This is a genomic window from Streptomyces sp. NBC_00247 (assembly GCF_036188265.1).
Classification (GTDB): Bacteria; Actinomycetota; Actinomycetes; order Streptomycetales; family Streptomycetaceae; genus Streptomyces.
Genome location: NZ_CP108093.1, coordinates 4,351,469 through 4,367,636, shown reverse-complemented (window position 1 = coordinate 4,367,636; position 16,168 = coordinate 4,351,469). Strand labels below are relative to the sequence as shown.

General features: G+C 73.8%; 12 protein-coding genes. 2 read left to right on the top strand and 10 right to left on the bottom strand.

The window, feature by feature from the left end:
- The first annotated feature begins 104 nt into the window (after positions 1-104).
- Positions 105-1,130, top strand: coding sequence for an RDD family protein (locus tag OHT52_RS18920; RefSeq protein WP_328721373.1), 1,026 nt, complete (start codon positions 105-107; stop codon positions 1,128-1,130).
- Positions 1,131-1,167: 37 nt separating this feature from the next.
- Here the strand turns inward: OHT52_RS18920 and OHT52_RS18915 are convergent, their stop codons facing one another.
- From OHT52_RS18915 to OHT52_RS18880, 8 genes are all read right to left on the bottom strand, one after another.
- A complete protein-coding gene (locus OHT52_RS18915) occupies positions 1,168-1,809 on the bottom strand; it encodes a hypothetical protein (RefSeq protein ID WP_328721372.1) in 642 nt (213 codons plus the stop codon).
- Between the two features lie 147 nt (positions 1,810-1,956).
- Entirely contained in the window at positions 1,957-3,414 is a 1,458-nt protein-coding gene (gene ahcY, locus OHT52_RS18910) for an adenosylhomocysteinase (protein WP_328721371.1), read from the bottom strand.
- Between the two features lie 248 nt (positions 3,415-3,662).
- On the bottom strand, positions 3,663-4,706 hold the full coding sequence (locus tag OHT52_RS18905) for a cation diffusion facilitator family transporter (RefSeq protein WP_328721370.1): 1,044 nt from the start codon (positions 4,704-4,706) through the stop codon (positions 3,663-3,665).
- A 128-nt stretch (positions 4,707-4,834) separates the two neighbouring features.
- The gene (manA, locus tag OHT52_RS18900; protein WP_328721369.1) at positions 4,835-5,998 is read right to left on the bottom strand and encodes a mannose-6-phosphate isomerase, class I; all 1,164 of its coding nucleotides are present in this window, start codon (positions 5,996-5,998) and stop codon (positions 4,835-4,837) included.
- A 197-nt stretch (positions 5,999-6,195) separates the two neighbouring features.
- A complete protein-coding gene (locus OHT52_RS18895) occupies positions 6,196-7,347 on the bottom strand; it encodes an SIS domain-containing protein (RefSeq protein WP_328721368.1) in 1,152 nt (383 codons plus the stop codon).
- 112 nt (positions 7,348-7,459) lie between these two features.
- Positions 7,460-7,642 (bottom strand): Trm112 family protein, encoded by a 183-nt coding sequence (locus tag OHT52_RS18890; protein ID WP_266710528.1) that lies wholly within the window; start codon positions 7,640-7,642, stop codon positions 7,460-7,462.
- Positions 7,643-7,971: 329 nt separating this feature from the next.
- Positions 7,972-9,336, bottom strand: coding sequence for a phosphomannomutase/phosphoglucomutase (locus OHT52_RS18885; RefSeq protein WP_328721367.1), 1,365 nt, complete (start codon positions 9,334-9,336; stop codon positions 7,972-7,974).
- A gap of 102 nt (positions 9,337-9,438) precedes the next feature.
- The gene (locus tag OHT52_RS18880) at positions 9,439-9,816 is read right to left on the bottom strand and encodes a DUF3499 domain-containing protein (RefSeq protein ID WP_328721366.1); all 378 of its coding nucleotides are present in this window, start codon (positions 9,814-9,816) and stop codon (positions 9,439-9,441) included.
- Positions 9,817-10,170: 354 nt separating this feature from the next.
- On the opposite strand from OHT52_RS18880, the gene OHT52_RS18875 reads away from it, so the two are divergent.
- A complete protein-coding gene (locus tag OHT52_RS18875) occupies positions 10,171-10,599 on the top strand; it encodes a metallopeptidase family protein (RefSeq protein WP_328723803.1) in 429 nt (142 codons plus the stop codon).
- 94 nt (positions 10,600-10,693) lie between these two features.
- Here the strand turns inward: OHT52_RS18875 and OHT52_RS18870 are convergent, their stop codons facing one another.
- A complete protein-coding gene (locus OHT52_RS18870; RefSeq protein WP_328721365.1) occupies positions 10,694-12,241 on the bottom strand; it encodes a DUF5719 family protein in 1,548 nt (515 codons plus the stop codon).
- Entirely contained in the window at positions 12,238-16,161 is a 3,924-nt protein-coding gene (locus OHT52_RS18865; protein WP_328721364.1) for a glycosyltransferase, read from the bottom strand. The genes OHT52_RS18870 and OHT52_RS18865 overlap by 4 nt, the downstream gene beginning before the upstream one ends.
- Positions 16,162-16,168: the final 7 nt, after the last annotated feature.

Here is a 16,168-nt window from a genome sequence, read left to right as displayed (position 1 = left end):
CCAGGCGAGGGGGCGTACGAGGTCCCGACAACGGCGACGCGCCGACGATCAGCTTGGCAGACTGTCGCACAACGGGGCAGGGGTGGGCGACGAAAGGCGGGGCAATGAGCGAACTCGTGACCGGGGACGCGGTGGTGCTGGAGCTCAGACCGGCCCGGCTGCCGAGCAGGGCGTTGGCGCAGGCCGTCGACACCGCGCTGCTGCTGACCGTCTTCCTGCTGCTCACCCTCGCGCTCACCCTCGCCACCGCGACGCTCGACGACGCGGCCGTGGCGGCCGTCTCGGTGGCGTCGTTCCTCCTGGTGCTGGTGGGCGGGCCCATCGCGGTGGAGACCCTGAGCCACGGCCGTTCCCTGGGGAAACTCGCCTGTGGTCTGCGGGTGGTGCGCGAGGACGGGGGGCCCATCGCGTTCCGGCACGCGCTGGTGCGCGGGGCGATGGGTGTCGTCGAGGTCCTGGCGACCTTCGGCGGGGTGGCCGCGATCGCTTCCCTGGTCTCCGCCAGGGGCCGGCGGCTCGGTGACGTGTTCGCCGGGACGATCGTCGTACGGGAACGGGTGCCGAAGGACCGTTCCCTGGCTGTGCAGCCACCTCCGCCGTGGCTGGGGAACCGTTTCGCCCAGCTGGATCTGTCGGCGGTCCCGGACGATTTCTGGCCGGCCGCGCGGAGTTACGTGTCCCGCCTGCACCAGCTCGATCCCGCCGTGGGGCAGGCGCTCGGCCGGCGGCTCGCCGACGAGCTGACGGCCAGGACGGCACTGCCGCCACCGGCGGGAGTCCCCCACGCCGCCTACGTCGCCGCGGTGCTGCACGAACGCCGGGTCCGCGAGGCACGACGGTACGAGGCGCGACGGGCGCCGTCGGCCGGGCACGCGCCGGGCCCTGTCCCGCACGCCGTGTCGGCGGAGACGGCTTGGCGGGCGCCCGTACCGGCGGCCGGCGGGGCGGCGGGGCGGGGTGCGCCCGGGAGTGCTCCCGGAGCCGGCCGGGGAGCCTTGCCCGGCCGGCCCGCGCCCCCCTCGCCGTCGGGGGCGTACGTACGGCCCGGCCCGGGCGTCCCGGACGCCGGGGGCACTCCGGCGCCGCCCGCCGCGCACGCCGTCCCGACCGGGTTCGCACCGCCGGCCTGAGCCACCGGGGGCCGCGTCGGGGGTCGACCCGACCGCGCTACTCGGCCGGGTGCTCCTGTCGCGGTGCGGGCTTGGGCGAGGGCGGGGATTCGAGGTCTTCGAGTTCGATCCCGGGGGCGGCGAGGACCACGTCCCCGGCGAGGTGCACCGTGTGGCGCTCCCCCGTGTTCAGGTCGCTGACCTGGTAGGTGTCCACGAGCAGGGGGCCGTTGTCAGTGGGGTGCGCTTCACTGTCCCTCAGTGCCCAGGACTGATCGACCGTCAGGGGTGCGAGGACCGGATCCGTGAAGGTGACCAGGCGGATGCGGGTCTCGGGGGAATCCGGGGTGAGGCGCAGGAGTCGCGTGACGGCGACGAGGAAAGCGGGAGAGGTACCGGAGAAGGCGTGGGCGCGGACGTTGCCCTCGGCGGCGTCGGTGCCGGTGGGGCCGGTCCGGACCCAGGTGACGCCTTCGAGCGCGGCGCCTCGGATCTGCCAGCCTCCCGCGTGCAGTTCGAGGCGGATGGGCCGGCCGAGTTCGTCGAGGGCGAGGTCGGCCGAGCCGAGGGGATCGCCGGAGGGGGCGGTCCGCTGGGCGACGTAGCGCCAGCCGGAAGGCCCGGGGGCGCAGTGGAAGTGCTCGTCACCGAGGGGGGTGCGATCGTGCGGATCGTGGAGCGAATAACGGCCGCGGGGCATGGGGTCCTTCGGGCTGCGCGGGCGGGATACGGGGCAGGCCCCCGGCACGGGGGTGCGGGGGCCTGCGCTCGTACCTGCTGCTGAGGCTGTTCCGGTCGCCGACGGCCATGCTCCCGCGCTGCGGGGGCGGGACGTCGGCGGGCGGGATCAGTAGCGGTAGTGGTCGGACTTGTACGGGCCGTCGACCTCGACGCCGATGTAGGCGGCCTGCTCCGGGCGGAGCGTCGTGAGCCTGACGCCCAGCGCGGCCAGGTGGAGGCGGGCGACCTTCTCGTCGAGGTGCTTCGGGAGCACGTAGACGTCGGTCGGGTACTCCTCCGGCTTCGTGAACAGCTCGATCTGGGCCAGGGTCTGGTCCGCGAAGGAGTTGGACATGACGAAGGAGGGGTGACCGGTCGCGTTGCCGAGGTTCAGCAGGCGGCCCTCGGAGAGGACGATCAGGACCTTGCCGTCCGGGAAGGTCCAGGTGTGGACCTGCGGCTTGACCTCGTCCTTGACGATGCCGTCGATCTTGGCCAGGCCGGCCATGTCGATCTCGTTGTCGAAGTGGCCGATGTTGCCGACGATCGCCTGGTGCTTCATCCGGGCCATGTCGGACGCCATGATGATGTCCTTGTTGCCCGTCGTGGTGACGAAGATGTCGGCCTGCTCGACGACGTCGTCCAGGGTCGCGACCTGGTAGCCGTCCATGGCCGCCTGGAGCGCGCAGATCGGGTCGATCTCGGTGATGATCACGCGGGCGCCCTGGCCGCGCAGGGACTCGGCGCAGCCCTTGCCCACGTCGCCGTAGCCGCAGACGACGGCGGTCTTGCCGCCGATGAGGACGTCGGTGGCGCGGTTGATGCCGTCGATCAGGGAGTGGCGGCAGCCGTACTTGTTGTCGAACTTCGACTTGGTGACGGCGTCGTTGACGTTGATCGCCGGGAACAGGAGAGTGCCGTCGCGGTGCATCTCGTACAGGCGGTGGACGCCCGTGGTCGTCTCCTCGGTGACACCGCGGATCTCGGACGCGAGCTGGGTCCACTTCTGCGGGGACTCGCCGAGGGTGCGGTTGAGGAGGGTGAGGATGTGGGCGTACTCCTCGCTGTCCGCGGTGGACGGGTCCGGGGCCGCGCCGGCCTTCTCGAACTCGACGCCCTTGTGGACCAGGAGGGTGGCGTCACCGCCGTCGTCCAGGATCATGTTCGGGCCGCCGGTGGGGGTGTTCGGCCAGGTCAGGGCCTGCTCGGTGCACCACCAGTACTCCTCCAGCGTCTCGCCCTTCCAGGCGAAGACGGGGACGCCGGCCGGAGCCTCGGGGGTACCGGTCGGGCCGACGGCGATGGCGGCGGCCGCGTGGTCCTGGGTGGAGAAGATGTTGCAGGAGGCCCAGCGGACGTCGGCGCCGAGGGCGACGAGGGTCTCGATGAGCACGGCGGTCTGCACGGTCATGTGCAGCGAGCCGGTGATGCGCGCGCCGGCCAGCGGCTGCGCGGCGGCGTACTCCTTGCGGATCGACATCAGGCCGGGCATCTCGTGCTCGGCGAGGGTGATCTCCTTGCGGCCGAACACCGCGAGGGAGAGGTCGGCGACCTTGAAGTCCTGGTTCTGGCTGACCGTCGTCATGGCGGGTCTGCTCCTCGTGAGGATCGAGGGTGGGCTGGCTGGCTGTGCGGCGCCGGACACAGGAATGCCCGGGCTCGCAGCGCAGTCCGTCGGAGGCCCTCTCTCCCTCGGCCGGTCCGCTTCCGCGGGCCGCCCGACCGCCATCAGCAGCGACGTCTGGTACGCGTACGAATCTACACCGCGCAGAGTTGAGCGCACCGGCCGACGGGAAGGACGGTGCGCTCACGTGACGTACGCAACGGTGGGCGTCAGTGCCCGGGGCCGGAAGGGTTCTCGCCCTCGGAGTCCGCCCGGCCCTCCGGGACACTGGAGCCGCCGGAGGGCTGTTCGGCGTCCTCGGCCAGGGTGGACCGGCCGGGGTTGGTGCCCGTCGACGCGGCGTCGGCGCTGTAGATGTCGGGCTCCAGGTAGATGACGCGGGCGATCGGCACCGCCGCGCGGATGCGGGTCTCGGCGGCGTTGATCGCGTTGGCGACCTCGGTCGCGGTGTCGTCGTGCTGGACGGCGATCTTGGCGGCGACGAGCAGTTCCTCGGGGCCGAGGTGGAGGGTGCGCATGTGGATGATGCCGGTCACCGTGTCACCGTCGACGACGGCGGCCTTGATCTTCTCGATCTGCTCGGGACCGGCCGACTCGCCGAGGAGCAGGGACTTCGTCTCGGCGGCGAGCACCAGCGCGATGACGATGAGCAGGACGCCGATGCAGAGGGTGCCGATGCCGTCCCAGACGCCGTCGTCGGTGGCGAGCGCGAGGCCGACGCCGCCGAGGGCGAGGACCAGGCCGATGAGCGCGCCGAAGTCCTCCAGCAGTACGACGGGGAGCTCGGGGGCCTTGGCTCGGCGGATGAAGTCCGTCCAGCTCATCGTGCCGCGGGTCTGGTTGGACTCGGTGATCGCCGTACGGAACGAGAATCCCTCGGCGATGATCGCGAAGACCAGCACGCCCACCGGCCAGTACCAGGCCTCGATGGGGTGCGGGTGCTTGATCTTCTCGTAGCCCTCGTAGACCGCGAACATGCCACCGACCGAGAACAGGACGATGGAGACGAGGAAGGCGTAGATGTACCTCTCGCGCCCGTAGCCGAAGGGGTGCTCGGGGGTGGCCTGGCGTTGTGCCTTCTTCCCTCCGAGCAGCAGGAGTCCCTGGTTGCCGGAGTCGGCCAGCGAGTGGACGCTCTCAGCGAGCATCGACGAGGAGCCACTGAAGAGGAACGCCACGAATTTGGCCGCCGCGATGGCGAGGTTGGCGGAGAGTGCCGCCACGATCGCCTTGGTTCCGCCTGACGCGCTCATGGGTGCCTGGTGTCCCTTCCTCGGTGCTGCAAACGCGGATCGGTTCCGCGAACGCGGATCGGTGCCCGCGCTCATGGATGGCCGCGGTACGGCCGCACATTGTTGCAGCACCGGGGACGGGCGGTGTGTCAGGCCACCACGGTTGCCCGGAAGAGTGTGCCGTTACCCGAGGTTTCGACTGTTTCGCCTGCCGGGACGAAGACCGAGCCGCCCGGGACGAGGTCCAGGTCACCGGTCCGGAGCGAGCCGGCGGTGCAGAGCAGGATCTGCGGGGTGGCGGCCGTCAGATCGACGGGGGCCGCGCCCGGCGGGAGGTCGAAGCGGGAGAGCCGGAACTCGTCGACCGGGGTCTCGTACGGCTCCTCGCCGGAAGGTGCGGCCTCGGGGCGCAGTACGCCCGGCTCGGTGGCTTCAAAGCGCACGACGCGCAGGAGTTCGGGTACGTCGATGTGCTTGGGGGTGAGTCCGCAGCGCAGGACGTTGTCCGAGTTGGCCATGATCTCGACGCCGAGGCCGTCGAGGTAGGCGTGCGGGACGCCCGCGCCGAGGTAGAGCGCCTCGCCGGGCTGGAGCCGTACGTGGTTGAGGAGCATCGCGGCGATGACCCCGGCGTCGCCCGGGTAGTGGCGGGCGATCTCGGCGTACGGGGCGTGCGGGCCCCCCAGGCGTTCGGCGGCGGCGGCTGCCTCCCCGACGGTCGCGGCCATCTCCTCCGGGTCGGCGGTGAGGATCGCGGTGAGCACCTCGCGGAGGGCGGCCTCCTCGGGGTGGGCTCGCAGCAGGTCGGCGTACGGCTTGAGGGAGTCGACGCCGAGCGCCTCCAGCAGGGCGGCGGCCTCGTCGGGCCGGCGGAAACCGCAGAGGCCCTCGAAGGGGGTGAGGGCGCAGATCAGTTCGGGCTTGTGGTTGGCGTCCCGGTACGTGCGGTGGGGGGCGTCGAGCGGGATGGCGCGGGCCTCCTCGTCGGCGAAGCCGAGCCGGGCCTGCGTCAGGTCGGGGTGGACCTGAAGGGAGAGCGGGGCTCCGGCGGCGAGGAGCTTGAGGAGGAAGGGGAGGCGGGGGCCGAACTTCTCGACGGTCGCGGCACCGAGTTCGCGGGCGGGGTCGGAGGCGATGACCTGGTCGAGAGGGAGTTCGGCGCCGTCACGGGTGAGCAGGGACGGCGCTCCGGGGTGGGCTCCCATCCACATCTCGGCCTGCGGCTCCCCGGTGGGTGGGGTGCCGAGCAGCTCGGGGATGGCCGTGGTGGAGCCCCAGGCGTAGGGGCGCACGGTGTTGGAGAGCCGGTCCATGGGGTGGTCCTCGGGCTTTCGTGAAGGTGTGGCAGGCGGGACGGGTGGGGCTGGCAGGACGGGTGCGGGGACGGACATGGCGGGCGGGGTGCCTCGGTCCGGCCCCCGCGGGCCCGTGGGGCCCCGGACCGCGTGGGACAGCGTGCGGCAGGTCTTGGGCCGCGGGAGGCAGCGTGCGGCAGCTCCGCCCGGTCGCGTCAGGCGGGGTTCTCGGCGGCCGGTGGTTCGGAGGCCAGTGCGAGGTAGACGGCGGCGAAGTCGGTGACGGCGAGGAGTTCGGCGAGCGCTTCGAGTTCGCTGCCCTCGTCGGGTTCGAGTTCGCTGATGGCGGTGTCGTGGCCGAGAGCGAGTTCGCGGGCGGCGGGGGCGGCGGTCAGCCCGCCGGTGGGCCGGTCCCGGAGGAGGACGACACGGGCGCGCAGGGTTTCCCCCTCGTCGACGCGGTCGCGGAAGAAGTCCTCGGGATCGGCTCCGGCCGCGAAGTCCCCGGCGAGCAGGGCGCCGTGCGAGGGCAGGGCTTCGGGGAGCGGCGCGGTGAGCGCCGGGCGGCCGGCGAGTTCGGCGAGGACGGCGGCGAACCGGCGGCCGACCGGGCCCGCGGCCTCGCCCTCGGTCCAGACGAGCGGCAGCGTGTCGGCGAGCTCGGCGGCGAGGGTCTTGGCCGGGTTGCTGTACGTGGCGATGGCGGGCCCGCACCGTTCGGCGGTGCGGTCCAGCCGGTCCGCGACCTTGCGCAGGTCTTCCTCGGACGCCGCGAGCAGGCCGACCCGGTCGAGCAGGGCGAGGAGCGGGGTGAGCAGCGCCCAGAGGGTGCCGGGGCCCGCGGCCGAGGTCTCGGCGTCGTACTCGCCGTGCGGGGCGGCGGCCATGGGGACGAGGAGCCCGTGGGCCCTCTCGACGGCTTCACGCAGCGGTGAGCGGGTGGGGGCGACGGCGACGACGGAGCAGCCGCGCCGGTAGGCCTGTTCGGCGAGGAGCGAGAGGCCGGGTTCGGCGCCGTCGGCGGTGGCGATGAGGAGCAGGTCGACCGGACCGGCCCAGCCGGGCAGGGTCCAGCGCAGCGCTCCGCCTGCCGGGGCGACGCCGGTGGGCCGGAGACGGGTGACCGGTGCGGCGGCTCCCGCGAGGGCGCCGACGATGTCGGCGACGCCCGCGGCGGCGGTGCCGGGTCCGGCCACGAGGACGGCGCGCGGCCTGCCCTCGGGGGTCAGCCCTCCGACGCCGGCCTCTGCCGTGTGCAGGGCTGCGGTACGGACGCGGGCGCCGGCCTCGGCGGCCCCGCGCAGGAGCCCCCGGCGGTCGGCCCTGGCCAGGGCGTCCGGGGCGTCGAGCAACGTCTCGTCGAGCATGGCGGTGGGCCTCCGGTCACACGTGCGGATCAGTGTGCGGCTGCCGGGAGCGGTCGCGGCCGGTCGCCGCCGGATGGTCCGGAGGCGTCGGCCGTACGTGCCCGGCGTCCGGTCACGCGGGGCGGCGGGCCTCGTCCACGAGGAGCACCGGGATGCCGTCGCGGACCGGGTAGGCCAGCCCGCAGTCGGCGCCGGTGCAGACCAGCTCCGGGCTGTCGTCCGCCGTGCGGTCGTCGAGCGGGGAGTGGCACGCCGGACAGGCGAGGATCTCCAGAAGGCCGGCTTCGAGTGCCATGGGCGGTCCCTTCGAACATGCGGTTGAGCTTCGCGCGGTTGGGGCGGGGCCAGCCTACCGCCGGGGTGCGGGGGTCGCGGTCCGGCAGGACCGCGACCCCCGCTGCGCGACGGCCGGGCGGGAAGGCACCGGAGGCCGCGCGACGACCGGGTGGACTCACCGGTGCCGTTCGCAGCATCGCCCGGCGGCGGTACGCGCGTCCGGCCGGAACCCGAACGGGCGGCGGCCGGCGGATGAACGCACCGCGTTCCACGACGGAGGAGCCGCCCCGCCGAGCACGTGGGCACGGGCTCCCGACGGGCGGCCCGCCCCTGCCGCCGGTGCGGGCGCTATGCCCGGACGAGGGCCAGGGCTTCGTCCCGTACCGCCGCCATGGTGGCCTCGTCGCGGGCTTCGACGTTCAGACGCAGCAGCGGTTCGGTATTGGAGGCGCGGACGTTGAACCACCAGTCGGTGGAGGCGACGGTGAGGCCGTCCAGCTCGTCGAAGGTCACGTCCTCGCGGTCGCCGTACGCGGCGCGGATCGCGGCGAGGCGGTCCGCCTGGTCGGCGACGGTGGAGTTGATCTCGCCGGAACCGGTGTAGCGGTCGTACGAGGTGAGCAGCGCGGAGAGCGTGCCCGGTTGTCCGCCGAGGGCGGCGAGGACGTGGAGGGCGGCGAGCATGCCGGTGTCGGCGTTCCAGAAGTCCCGGAAGTAGTAGTGCGCCGAGTGTTCGCCGCCGAAGATCGCGCCGTGCTCGGCCATCTCGGCCTTGATGAAGGAGTGGCCGACGCGGGTGCGGACGGGGGTGCCGCCGTTCTCGCGGATGACCTCGGGGACGGACCACGAAGTGATCAGGTTGTGGATGACGGTGCCCTTGCCGCCGTTGCGGGCGAGTTCCCGCTCCGCGACGAGGGCGGTGACGGCGGACGGCGAGACGCCCGTGCCGCGTTCGTCGACGACGAAGCAGCGGTCGGCGTCGCCGTCGAAGGCGAGGCCCAGATCGGCGCCCTCGGCGAGGACGCGGGCCCGCAGGTCCACGATGTTGGCCGGGTCGAGGGGGTTGGCCTCGTGGTTCGGGAAGGTGCCGTCGAGTTCGAAGTACATCGGTACGACGTCGAGCGGCAGGCCCTGGAAGACCGTGGGTACGGTGTGGCCGCCCATGCCGTTGCCCGCGTCCACCACGACCTTGAGCGGCCGGATCGCGGTCAGGTCCACGAGGCCGAGGAGGTGGGCGGCGTAGTCGTCGAGGGTGTCGCGCTCGGTGAGCGTTCCGTGGCCGGCGGCGGGGGTGGGCGCTCCGTGCTCGGACCACCGTTCCACGAGGCCGCGGATGTCGGCGAGGCCGGTGTCCTGGCCCACCGGGGCGGCTCCGGCGCGGCAGAGCTTGATGCCGTTGTACTGGGCCGGGTTGTGCGAGGCGGTGAACATCGCGCCGGGCACGCCGAGGGTTCCGGAGGCGTAGTACAGCTGGTCGGTGGAGCAGAGGCCGATCAGGGTGACGTCGGCGCCGCGGGCCTGTGCGCCCCGGGCGAAGGCGCCCGCGAGGCCGGGCGAGGACGGGCGCATGTCGTGGCCGATGACGATCGCGTCCGCGTCGGTGACCTGGACGAACGCCGCGCCGAAGAGTTCGGCGAGCGATTCGTCCCACTGGTCGGGTACGACGCCTCGCACGTCGTACGCCTTCACGAGCTGCGACAGATCAGCAACCACGGCCGGTCCTCCTGGGGTCTGGGCTGAGCGCCCAAACTACCCGGCCCCGGATACGCCGTTACGGGCCGCCCACCGGCGGTGCGGGACGGTGGGCGGGCGCCGTCAGGAGTCGGGGGAGCGCAGGACCCGCAGGTGGCCCCGGCGCGCGACCTCGACGGGGTCGGCGGTACGCGGCCCACGGCCGGTTCCGTCCTGGCCCCGGTCGCGCGGGCGGGCGGCCTCGCGGACGGCGTTGGCCAGCGCTTCGAGATCGTCGGCGCTGTGGTGGGTGGGGGCGGAGGAGTCGGTGAGCCGGACCACCTCCCAGCCCCGGGGCGCGGTGAGCCGCTCACTGTGTTCGGCGCAGAGGTCGTAACAGTGGGGCTCGGCGTAGGTGGCGAGCGGGCCGAGGACCGCAGTCGAGTCGGCATAGACGTACGTCAGTGTCGCGACGGCAGGACGGCCGCACGCAGTGCGCGAACAGCGACGTACAGGGCTCACGACGTTGGACGGTACCGCACTCTTGAGCGGGCTGCGACGACCCTCCCCCGGGTCGGGCCCCCGTGTCGTCCCCCGTTCCCGGTCACGGCGGCCTTTCCGTCGGCCGCGCCGGTCCGCCGCCGGCCGGAGAGCGGCTGGTCACAGAGGTTCCGCTTGTGTGCGCGCGTGGGCACCCCGTGGTGACGGGAAGGGCGGGGAGTGAGGATTCAGTGATCACGAGCGGGGCCGAAAAGTGGCTCAACTTGGCCGGAAAATCGAGGTTGAAATCTCTCCCCCGGGAGGTGCCGGCACGGCGGCTCCACCCCGTACCGGGCGTCGGACCAGCCGCGCCGAGAGGGTTACGCTGCGTCGGTGATGGACAGTCCCGCACCTTCGCCCCCGCCCGACCCCCGGCCCCGGCACCGCGACCGCCACGGCCGGGGCATGCGCGGGCCGTTGGCCCCGCCGCAGGTACCGCTGTCGGTGAGTCGCTCGGAGACCTTCAGCGATCTCGTGCAGGACTCGGTGGAGCGCTTGGAGAGGCGCTGGCCACAACTCGCCGAGGTGGACTTCGTGGTGCAGGACGCGCCGGTGACGTTCGAGGACACGGTGCCGCTGGGGCGCGCGGTCTCGGCGGCGAAGGGGCAGCCCGCGCAGATCGTCGTCTACCGGCGCCCCGTCGAGATCCGGTCGAAGAGCCGGGACGAGCGGGCGCTGCTGGTGCACGAGGTCGTGGTGGAGCAGGTCGCGGAGCTGCTGGGACTCTCCCCCGAGTCCGTCGACCCCCGGTACGGGCAGGACTGAGCCGACCTCCGGCACGGCAGGGCTGAAACGTGTTTCCCGCACCGGTGGCTCCCGGCGGCCGGACGGCCGGGAGCCACCGGTGCGGCCCGTGCCGTCAGTCGTCCAGGACCGTCAGGTCCTGCACCGCGGCCGGGACCTCGACCGTGCCCCGGTCGTCCGGCAGCGTCTGCACGGTGAACATCTGCACGCCGTCCTCCGGGAGGGCGAGCGTGCGGGCCGCGTAGACGGGGCCGCCCGACTCCGTCTCCACCGTCAGCGCGTACGAGCCCTTGAGCCCGGACGGGACGGGCGGGGTGAACGCGAGGGTCGTACCGCCCTTGACCGTGTACGACTTGACGGCCTGTTCACCGCCCTCGCTGCCCGCCGTGGCGGTGACCTTCACCTGGGCGGTGGCGCCGGGTGCGACGAGCGACAGGGTCGAGCCCTTGGACCGGTTGTCGGCCACGCTCGCCCGGGCCCCGACCGGCCGGGTGGCCGGGATGTACGCGATCTCCTGGCCGGAGCCGGTACCCCGCACCACGCGCAGCGCGGCCACGATCGGGGTGGCCCGGCCACCCTCGGCCGGAGTGAGCCGCAGCGAGCCCGGCTCCTTGCGGGTGACGTTCTTCAGGTCGACGCTCGCGGTCATGCCCGACTTGATGTGCAGGGTGTCGTTGCCCGCCGGGGCGAAGGTCGCCGTCTTCCCCACCAGCTGCACCTTGACGTCCGCGTCGTCGTCGCCGGGCGCGAACGCGATCAGCTGGACCGAGGTGGCGTCGGCGGGGATGCCGGGCATCACCACCGTGGCGGAGGGGTCCGCGGAGGCGGTCAGCCAGTCGCTCCCGCTGTCCTCCTCGGCGCCCCGGACCACGGCGCCGACCCGGCCGCTGCGGGTGGTGACGTGGGCGGTGACGCCGTCGACGGCCTCGCCGGTCAGCGTGGAGAGCAGCATGGCCACGCCGGAGTGTCCCGGTACGGCGATCCCGTCGCCGACGTCCGCCTTGAGGTCGCCGTCCGGGCCGAACAGCTGGATGTCGGCGATCGCCGCGCTGTCGTCCGGGTTGGTCAGGTGGATGTAGTCCTGCGAGGTGGCGGCCGTACTGACGCCGGGGAACCAGAACTCCGTGTCGGGCGCGGTGCAGCTGACGCCGAGCAGCCCTCGGGTGGAGCCGACGGAGACCGAGGTGGTCTGCTGCGCGCTCCAGCCCGGAGCGAGCGCACCGGTGGCGGTGCCGACGAGCGCCGGCGCGTCGGCGCCGTCGGCCTCGGCCGTGACGGGCTTCCCGGCCTCCTTGAGCGCGAGGACCGGCTTCTCCGCCTTCTTCTTCGCCGCCGCGGCGGCCTTGTCGTCCGCAGTCTTGTCGGTCTTGTCGGTGGTGGCGTCGCCGGTGCCGTCGTCCGTGACGGGGAGCGTCCGCGTCAGCTCGGCGGCCGACTCCTCGCCCGTCCCCTTCCCCGCCGGGGTGAAGGAGGTGTACGCGGTCTCGGCCAGCTCCGAGTCGCTGGGCGCCGGGCAGAGCAGGCTGGACCGCTCGACGGGCAGCCGGGTCGCGGACGCGGCCTTCGCCGGAGCGGTGCCGCCGGGCGCGTTGAACGCGGCGACACCGGTGACGGCGGCGAGCGCGACGGCGCCCGCGATGAGGGACAGGGGTGTGGACTTCACTCGGACTCGCCTCGCGATGCGTTACGGGTCTGCCACGGCGCCTGGTCCGGGGCGTTCGGGTCGACCTGCTCGTCGGTGTCGTGGACGCCGTACCGCTGCCCCGTGTAGGGGTCGTACGGGGCCTGGGTCTCGTAACCCTGGTGCTGCTGCTGTTCCTGCTGTTGTTGCTGCTGCTGCCCGTAGCCGTACGGGTCGTAGACGTCGGCGTTCTGCTGGTACGGGTCGACCTGCTGGAACTGGCCGGTCCCGTACTGGTCCGCCGGGTACTGGTCCGCCGGGTACTGCTCGGCGGGGTACTGCTGCTCGGCCGGGTACGGGTCGGTCGGGTACGGACCGGTCTGGTGCTGATCGGTCTGGTGCTGATCGGTCTGGTACGGCGCGTACGCGGACTGCTGGTACTGCTGCCCGTCCCACTCGGCGTACTGCTGCTGGGGAACCGCGGCGTACGTGCCGTCCCCCTCCTCGGCCTGCGCGGCGTACGTACCGTCGCCCTCGGCCTGCGCCGGGACGTACGCGCCGTCCTCGCCGTGCGCCGGGGCGTACGGCTCCGGCTCGGGCCGGTCCTCCTCGGGCGCGCCGGTGCCGAAGCCGGGGACGGCCGGCGGACCGTCCGGCGACGGCTCGCCTTCGGCCGCCGCGGCGGCTGCTTCCGCCTCGGCGGCGGCGCGGAGCCGGCGGGCCCGGCGTCCGTCGCCCTCGGCCGCGTCGGCCGCCGCGGCGGCTTCGGCGTCCTCGGGGAGGTCGTCGTCGATCTCGCGGCGGCGGCCCGGCAGGGCCATGACCACGAGGACCACGGCGAGCCCGATCTGCGCCCAGATCCACGCGGAGTGCGTGAGGGGGGTGTCGTAGGTGAGGTCGAGCCGGCCGCCGGACGCGGGAAGCTCGAAGCCCTGCGCCCAGCCGTCGACGGTCTTGCGGGTGAGCGGCTTCCCGTCCAGGGTGGCCTGCCAGGCGGGGTCGGCCGCGTCGGCGAGGCGGAGCAGCCGGCCGTCCTCGCCCGCCGGGATCTTGGTGTGGGATTCCACGGCGCCCGAGGGCACCGCCACGCCCTCGCCGTCACCGGAGCCCGGGACGATCATGACGCGGGCGACGTCCTGGTCGACCCGCCACAGGGCGCTGCCGTCGAGCTGGCTGAGGCGGCTGAGGCCGGGCGTCGCGTCGAGTACCCGGCCCATCTCGCGCGGGGCGCCGTCGCGCACCAGCACGTACCGCACGGCGAAGCCGCTGAGCTGGTGGCCCTGGTCGGCGCCGGAGCCCGCCACCAGGTTGGCGACGATCTTGTCCAGGTGGCTGTCGCTGCCGGTCACCGCGGTCAGTTCGGCGTCGCCGAGGCGGGCGCCGGATCCGCGGACCAGGGTGTACGAGACCGATCCTGCCGAGGTCCCGCCGAGCACCAGGGTGCGCGGCTGGTCGGCCGTGCTGCTCTCCTCCGCGACGAACGCGGGAACCTGCACCGGGTCGCGGCGCTCCAGCGGTCCGGCGGCGCCGCCCGCCATCCAGGCGAGGGCGGCCACCACCGGCGCGGCGGCGGAGGCCAGCGCGATCAGCGCGGCCACCGGCTGCCGCCAGCCGAAGCTGAGGGCGGCGACGCGGATGCGCGCCCCGTCCGCGCCCAGCAGGGCGGCGGCGATCAGCGCGGTGCCGTAGACGAGGGTGGCGGGACCGGCCCAGGTGGAGCCGTTGCTGACGCCCGCGAAGAGCAGGCCGACGAGGGCGGCGGCCCAGGCGGCGCGAATCGCGGTCTGGCGTTCGCCGCGCAGCAGGGCGGCGAGGGCCGCGAGCACGATGCCGAGGAAGAGGACGGAGCCGCCGCCCTTGGGGCCGCCGGGGCTCAGCGAGAGCAGGTCGACGGCGGAGGCGGTGCCCTCGCCGAGGTCCAGGCCCGCTTCCCGGAGCAGGTCGGACGGCCGGGTCAGCAGGCTCAGCGACCAGGGCGCGAGGACGAGCAGCGGGGTGCCGACGGTGGCGAGGAACCGGAGTCCGTACGCGGCGATGTCCCGGCGGCGCAGGGCGAGCACGCCCAGGCCGAGGACGACGGCGAGCGGCCACACGATCGGGGTGAACGCGGTGGTGAAGGTGAGCAGCAGGGTGAAGGCCCAGGTGGCCCGCCAGCTGCCGCGGAGCCGTCCGTCGCCGCGCAGGCCGTGGGCCGAGACGGCGGTACGGGCCATCAGCGGGAGCAGCACGGCGAGCACGGCGGTGCCCAGGCGTCCGGTGGCCAGCGCTCCGGTGACGGCCGGCAGGAAGGCGTACGCGATGCTCGCCCAGGCCCGCAGCAGGCGGGACTCGATGAGCGGCCGGGACGCGAAGTAAGCCGTGAGTCCGGCGAGCGGTACCGAGCAGACGAGCAGCAGGGTCAACGCGAAGCCGGTGGAGCCGAGGAAGAGGGCCGAGACGGCGGCGAGTACGCCGAGGTAGGGCGGGGCCGCCTCGGTGGAGCCGGTGACGACGGGGTGCCAGCCGTCCGCGAACCGGCCCCAGAGGTCGGCGACGGAGTCCGGTGCGGGCAGCAGCGCGCCGCCGGCCAGCGCGCCGCCGCCGAGCAGGGAGCGGCAGGCGAGGAGCGAGACGAGCAGCAGGAGGGCGAAGAGGACGGGGCCGGGTTTGCGGCCGATCCGCTTGAGCCGGGCGAACTGCTCGACCTCCAGGAAGTCGGCGTCGTCGCCGCCGGGTCCGGACTCGACGGCTCCGTGGCGCGAGCCGCCCGCGGCGTCGGCGTCCGCGCGCGAGCCGAAGTTGCCGGCGACCTGCTCGACGGTGGCGCGGACGGTGGCACCGGGCGGCGGGAAGAGGGAGCGGAGTTCGGCCGGGTCGACGGTGCCCTTGCCGCGGGCGCGGCGTGCGGCCATGATCCTGCCCGGCCGCAGCAGGGTGCCGACGAGGCCGGTGACCTCGTCGATCGCCTGGCCGGGGACCTTGCCGACGAGGTAGGCGAGGGTGCGGAGCAGGGTGCCGACGACGAGGCGGAGCAGCACCCAGGGGAGCTTCTTGGCCGGGCTGTTCGCGAGCATCGCGTAGACGGCACCGGCCCGGTCGACGCGGTGCGGGCCGACCACCGAACGTCCGGCGCAGTCGATGGGGCGGCGTTCGCGGGCGGCGGCCTCGGCGTGCCGGAGCACGGCGTCGGGGGCGACGAGCACCCGGTGTCCGGCCATGTGGGCGCGCCAGCAGAGGTCGACGTCGTCGCGCATCAGGGGGAGCCTGCGGTCGAAGCCGCCGAGCTCCTCCCAGACGTCGCGCCGCACGAGCATGCCCGCGGACGAGACGGAGAGGACGCTGCGGACCTGGTCGTGCTGGCCCTGGTCCTGTTCGCGCCGGTCGAGCGCGGTCCAGCGACGGCCGCTGTTGGCGATGGTGACGCCGACTTCGAGCAGCTGCCGGCGGTCGTACCAGCCGCGCAGCTTGGGTCCCACGATCGCGGCCTGCGGGTCGACGTCGACGACGCGCAGCAGTTCGGCGAGGGCGTCGGGCTCGGGGGCGCAGTCGTCGTGGAGCAGCCAGAGCCACTGGACGGGTTCGCCGTAGGGGAGTTCCGGCAGGTCGTAGGCGTCGTCCCGCCAGGTCCTGGTGACGGGGTCCCAGCCGCTGGGGCGCTTGAGGTAGGGCAGGTCGTCGGCGGTCAGCACGGTCGCGGTGCGTACCGCTTCGTCGACGGCGGTGCCGAAGCCGGTCCGGCGCGCGAGGTGCAGGACGCGGTCACCGCCCAGCGCCTCGGTGACCAGCCGCGCGGAGTCGTCGGCGCTGCCGGTGTCGGCGGCGACGGCGTCCTGTACGGGGCGCTCCTGCCCGAGCAGGCCCGCGAGCGCGTCGGGCAGCCAGCGTGCGCCGTCGTGGGAGACGAGCACGGCGGTGACGACGTGGCGGGGGAACTCTGGGGGGGCGGACGCGTTCGGCGCCGCCGGGTGACTCTGCACGGACATCGAGGTA

What these genes read in the sequence shown, in the direction of transcription:
- OHT52_RS18920 (WP_328721373.1), top strand. Translation starts at nt 105, where the DNA reads ATGAGCGAACTCGTGACCGGGGACGCGGTGGTGCTGGAGCTCAGACCG.
- OHT52_RS18915 (WP_328721372.1), bottom strand. Translation starts at nt 1,809, where the DNA reads ATGCCCCGCGGCCGTTATTCGCTCCACGATCCGCACGATCGCACCCCC.
- ahcY (WP_328721371.1), bottom strand. Translation starts at nt 3,414, where the DNA reads ATGACGACGGTCAGCCAGAACCAGGACTTCAAGGTCGCCGACCTCTCC.
- OHT52_RS18905 (WP_328721370.1), bottom strand. Translation starts at nt 4,706, where the DNA reads ATGAGCGCGTCAGGCGGAACCAAGGCGATCGTGGCGGCACTCTCCGCC.
- manA (WP_328721369.1), bottom strand. Translation starts at nt 5,998, where the DNA reads ATGGACCGGCTCTCCAACACCGTGCGCCCCTACGCCTGGGGCTCCACC.
- OHT52_RS18895 (WP_328721368.1), bottom strand. Translation starts at nt 7,347, where the DNA reads ATGCTCGACGAGACGTTGCTCGACGCCCCGGACGCCCTGGCCAGGGCC.
- OHT52_RS18890 (WP_266710528.1), bottom strand. Translation starts at nt 7,642, where the DNA reads ATGGCACTCGAAGCCGGCCTTCTGGAGATCCTCGCCTGTCCGGCGTGC.
- OHT52_RS18875 (WP_328723803.1), top strand. Translation starts at nt 10,171, where the DNA reads ATGGACAGTCCCGCACCTTCGCCCCCGCCCGACCCCCGGCCCCGGCAC.
- OHT52_RS18865 (WP_328721364.1), bottom strand. Translation starts at nt 16,161, where the DNA reads ATGTCCGTGCAGAGTCACCCGGCGGCGCCGAACGCGTCCGCCCCCCCA.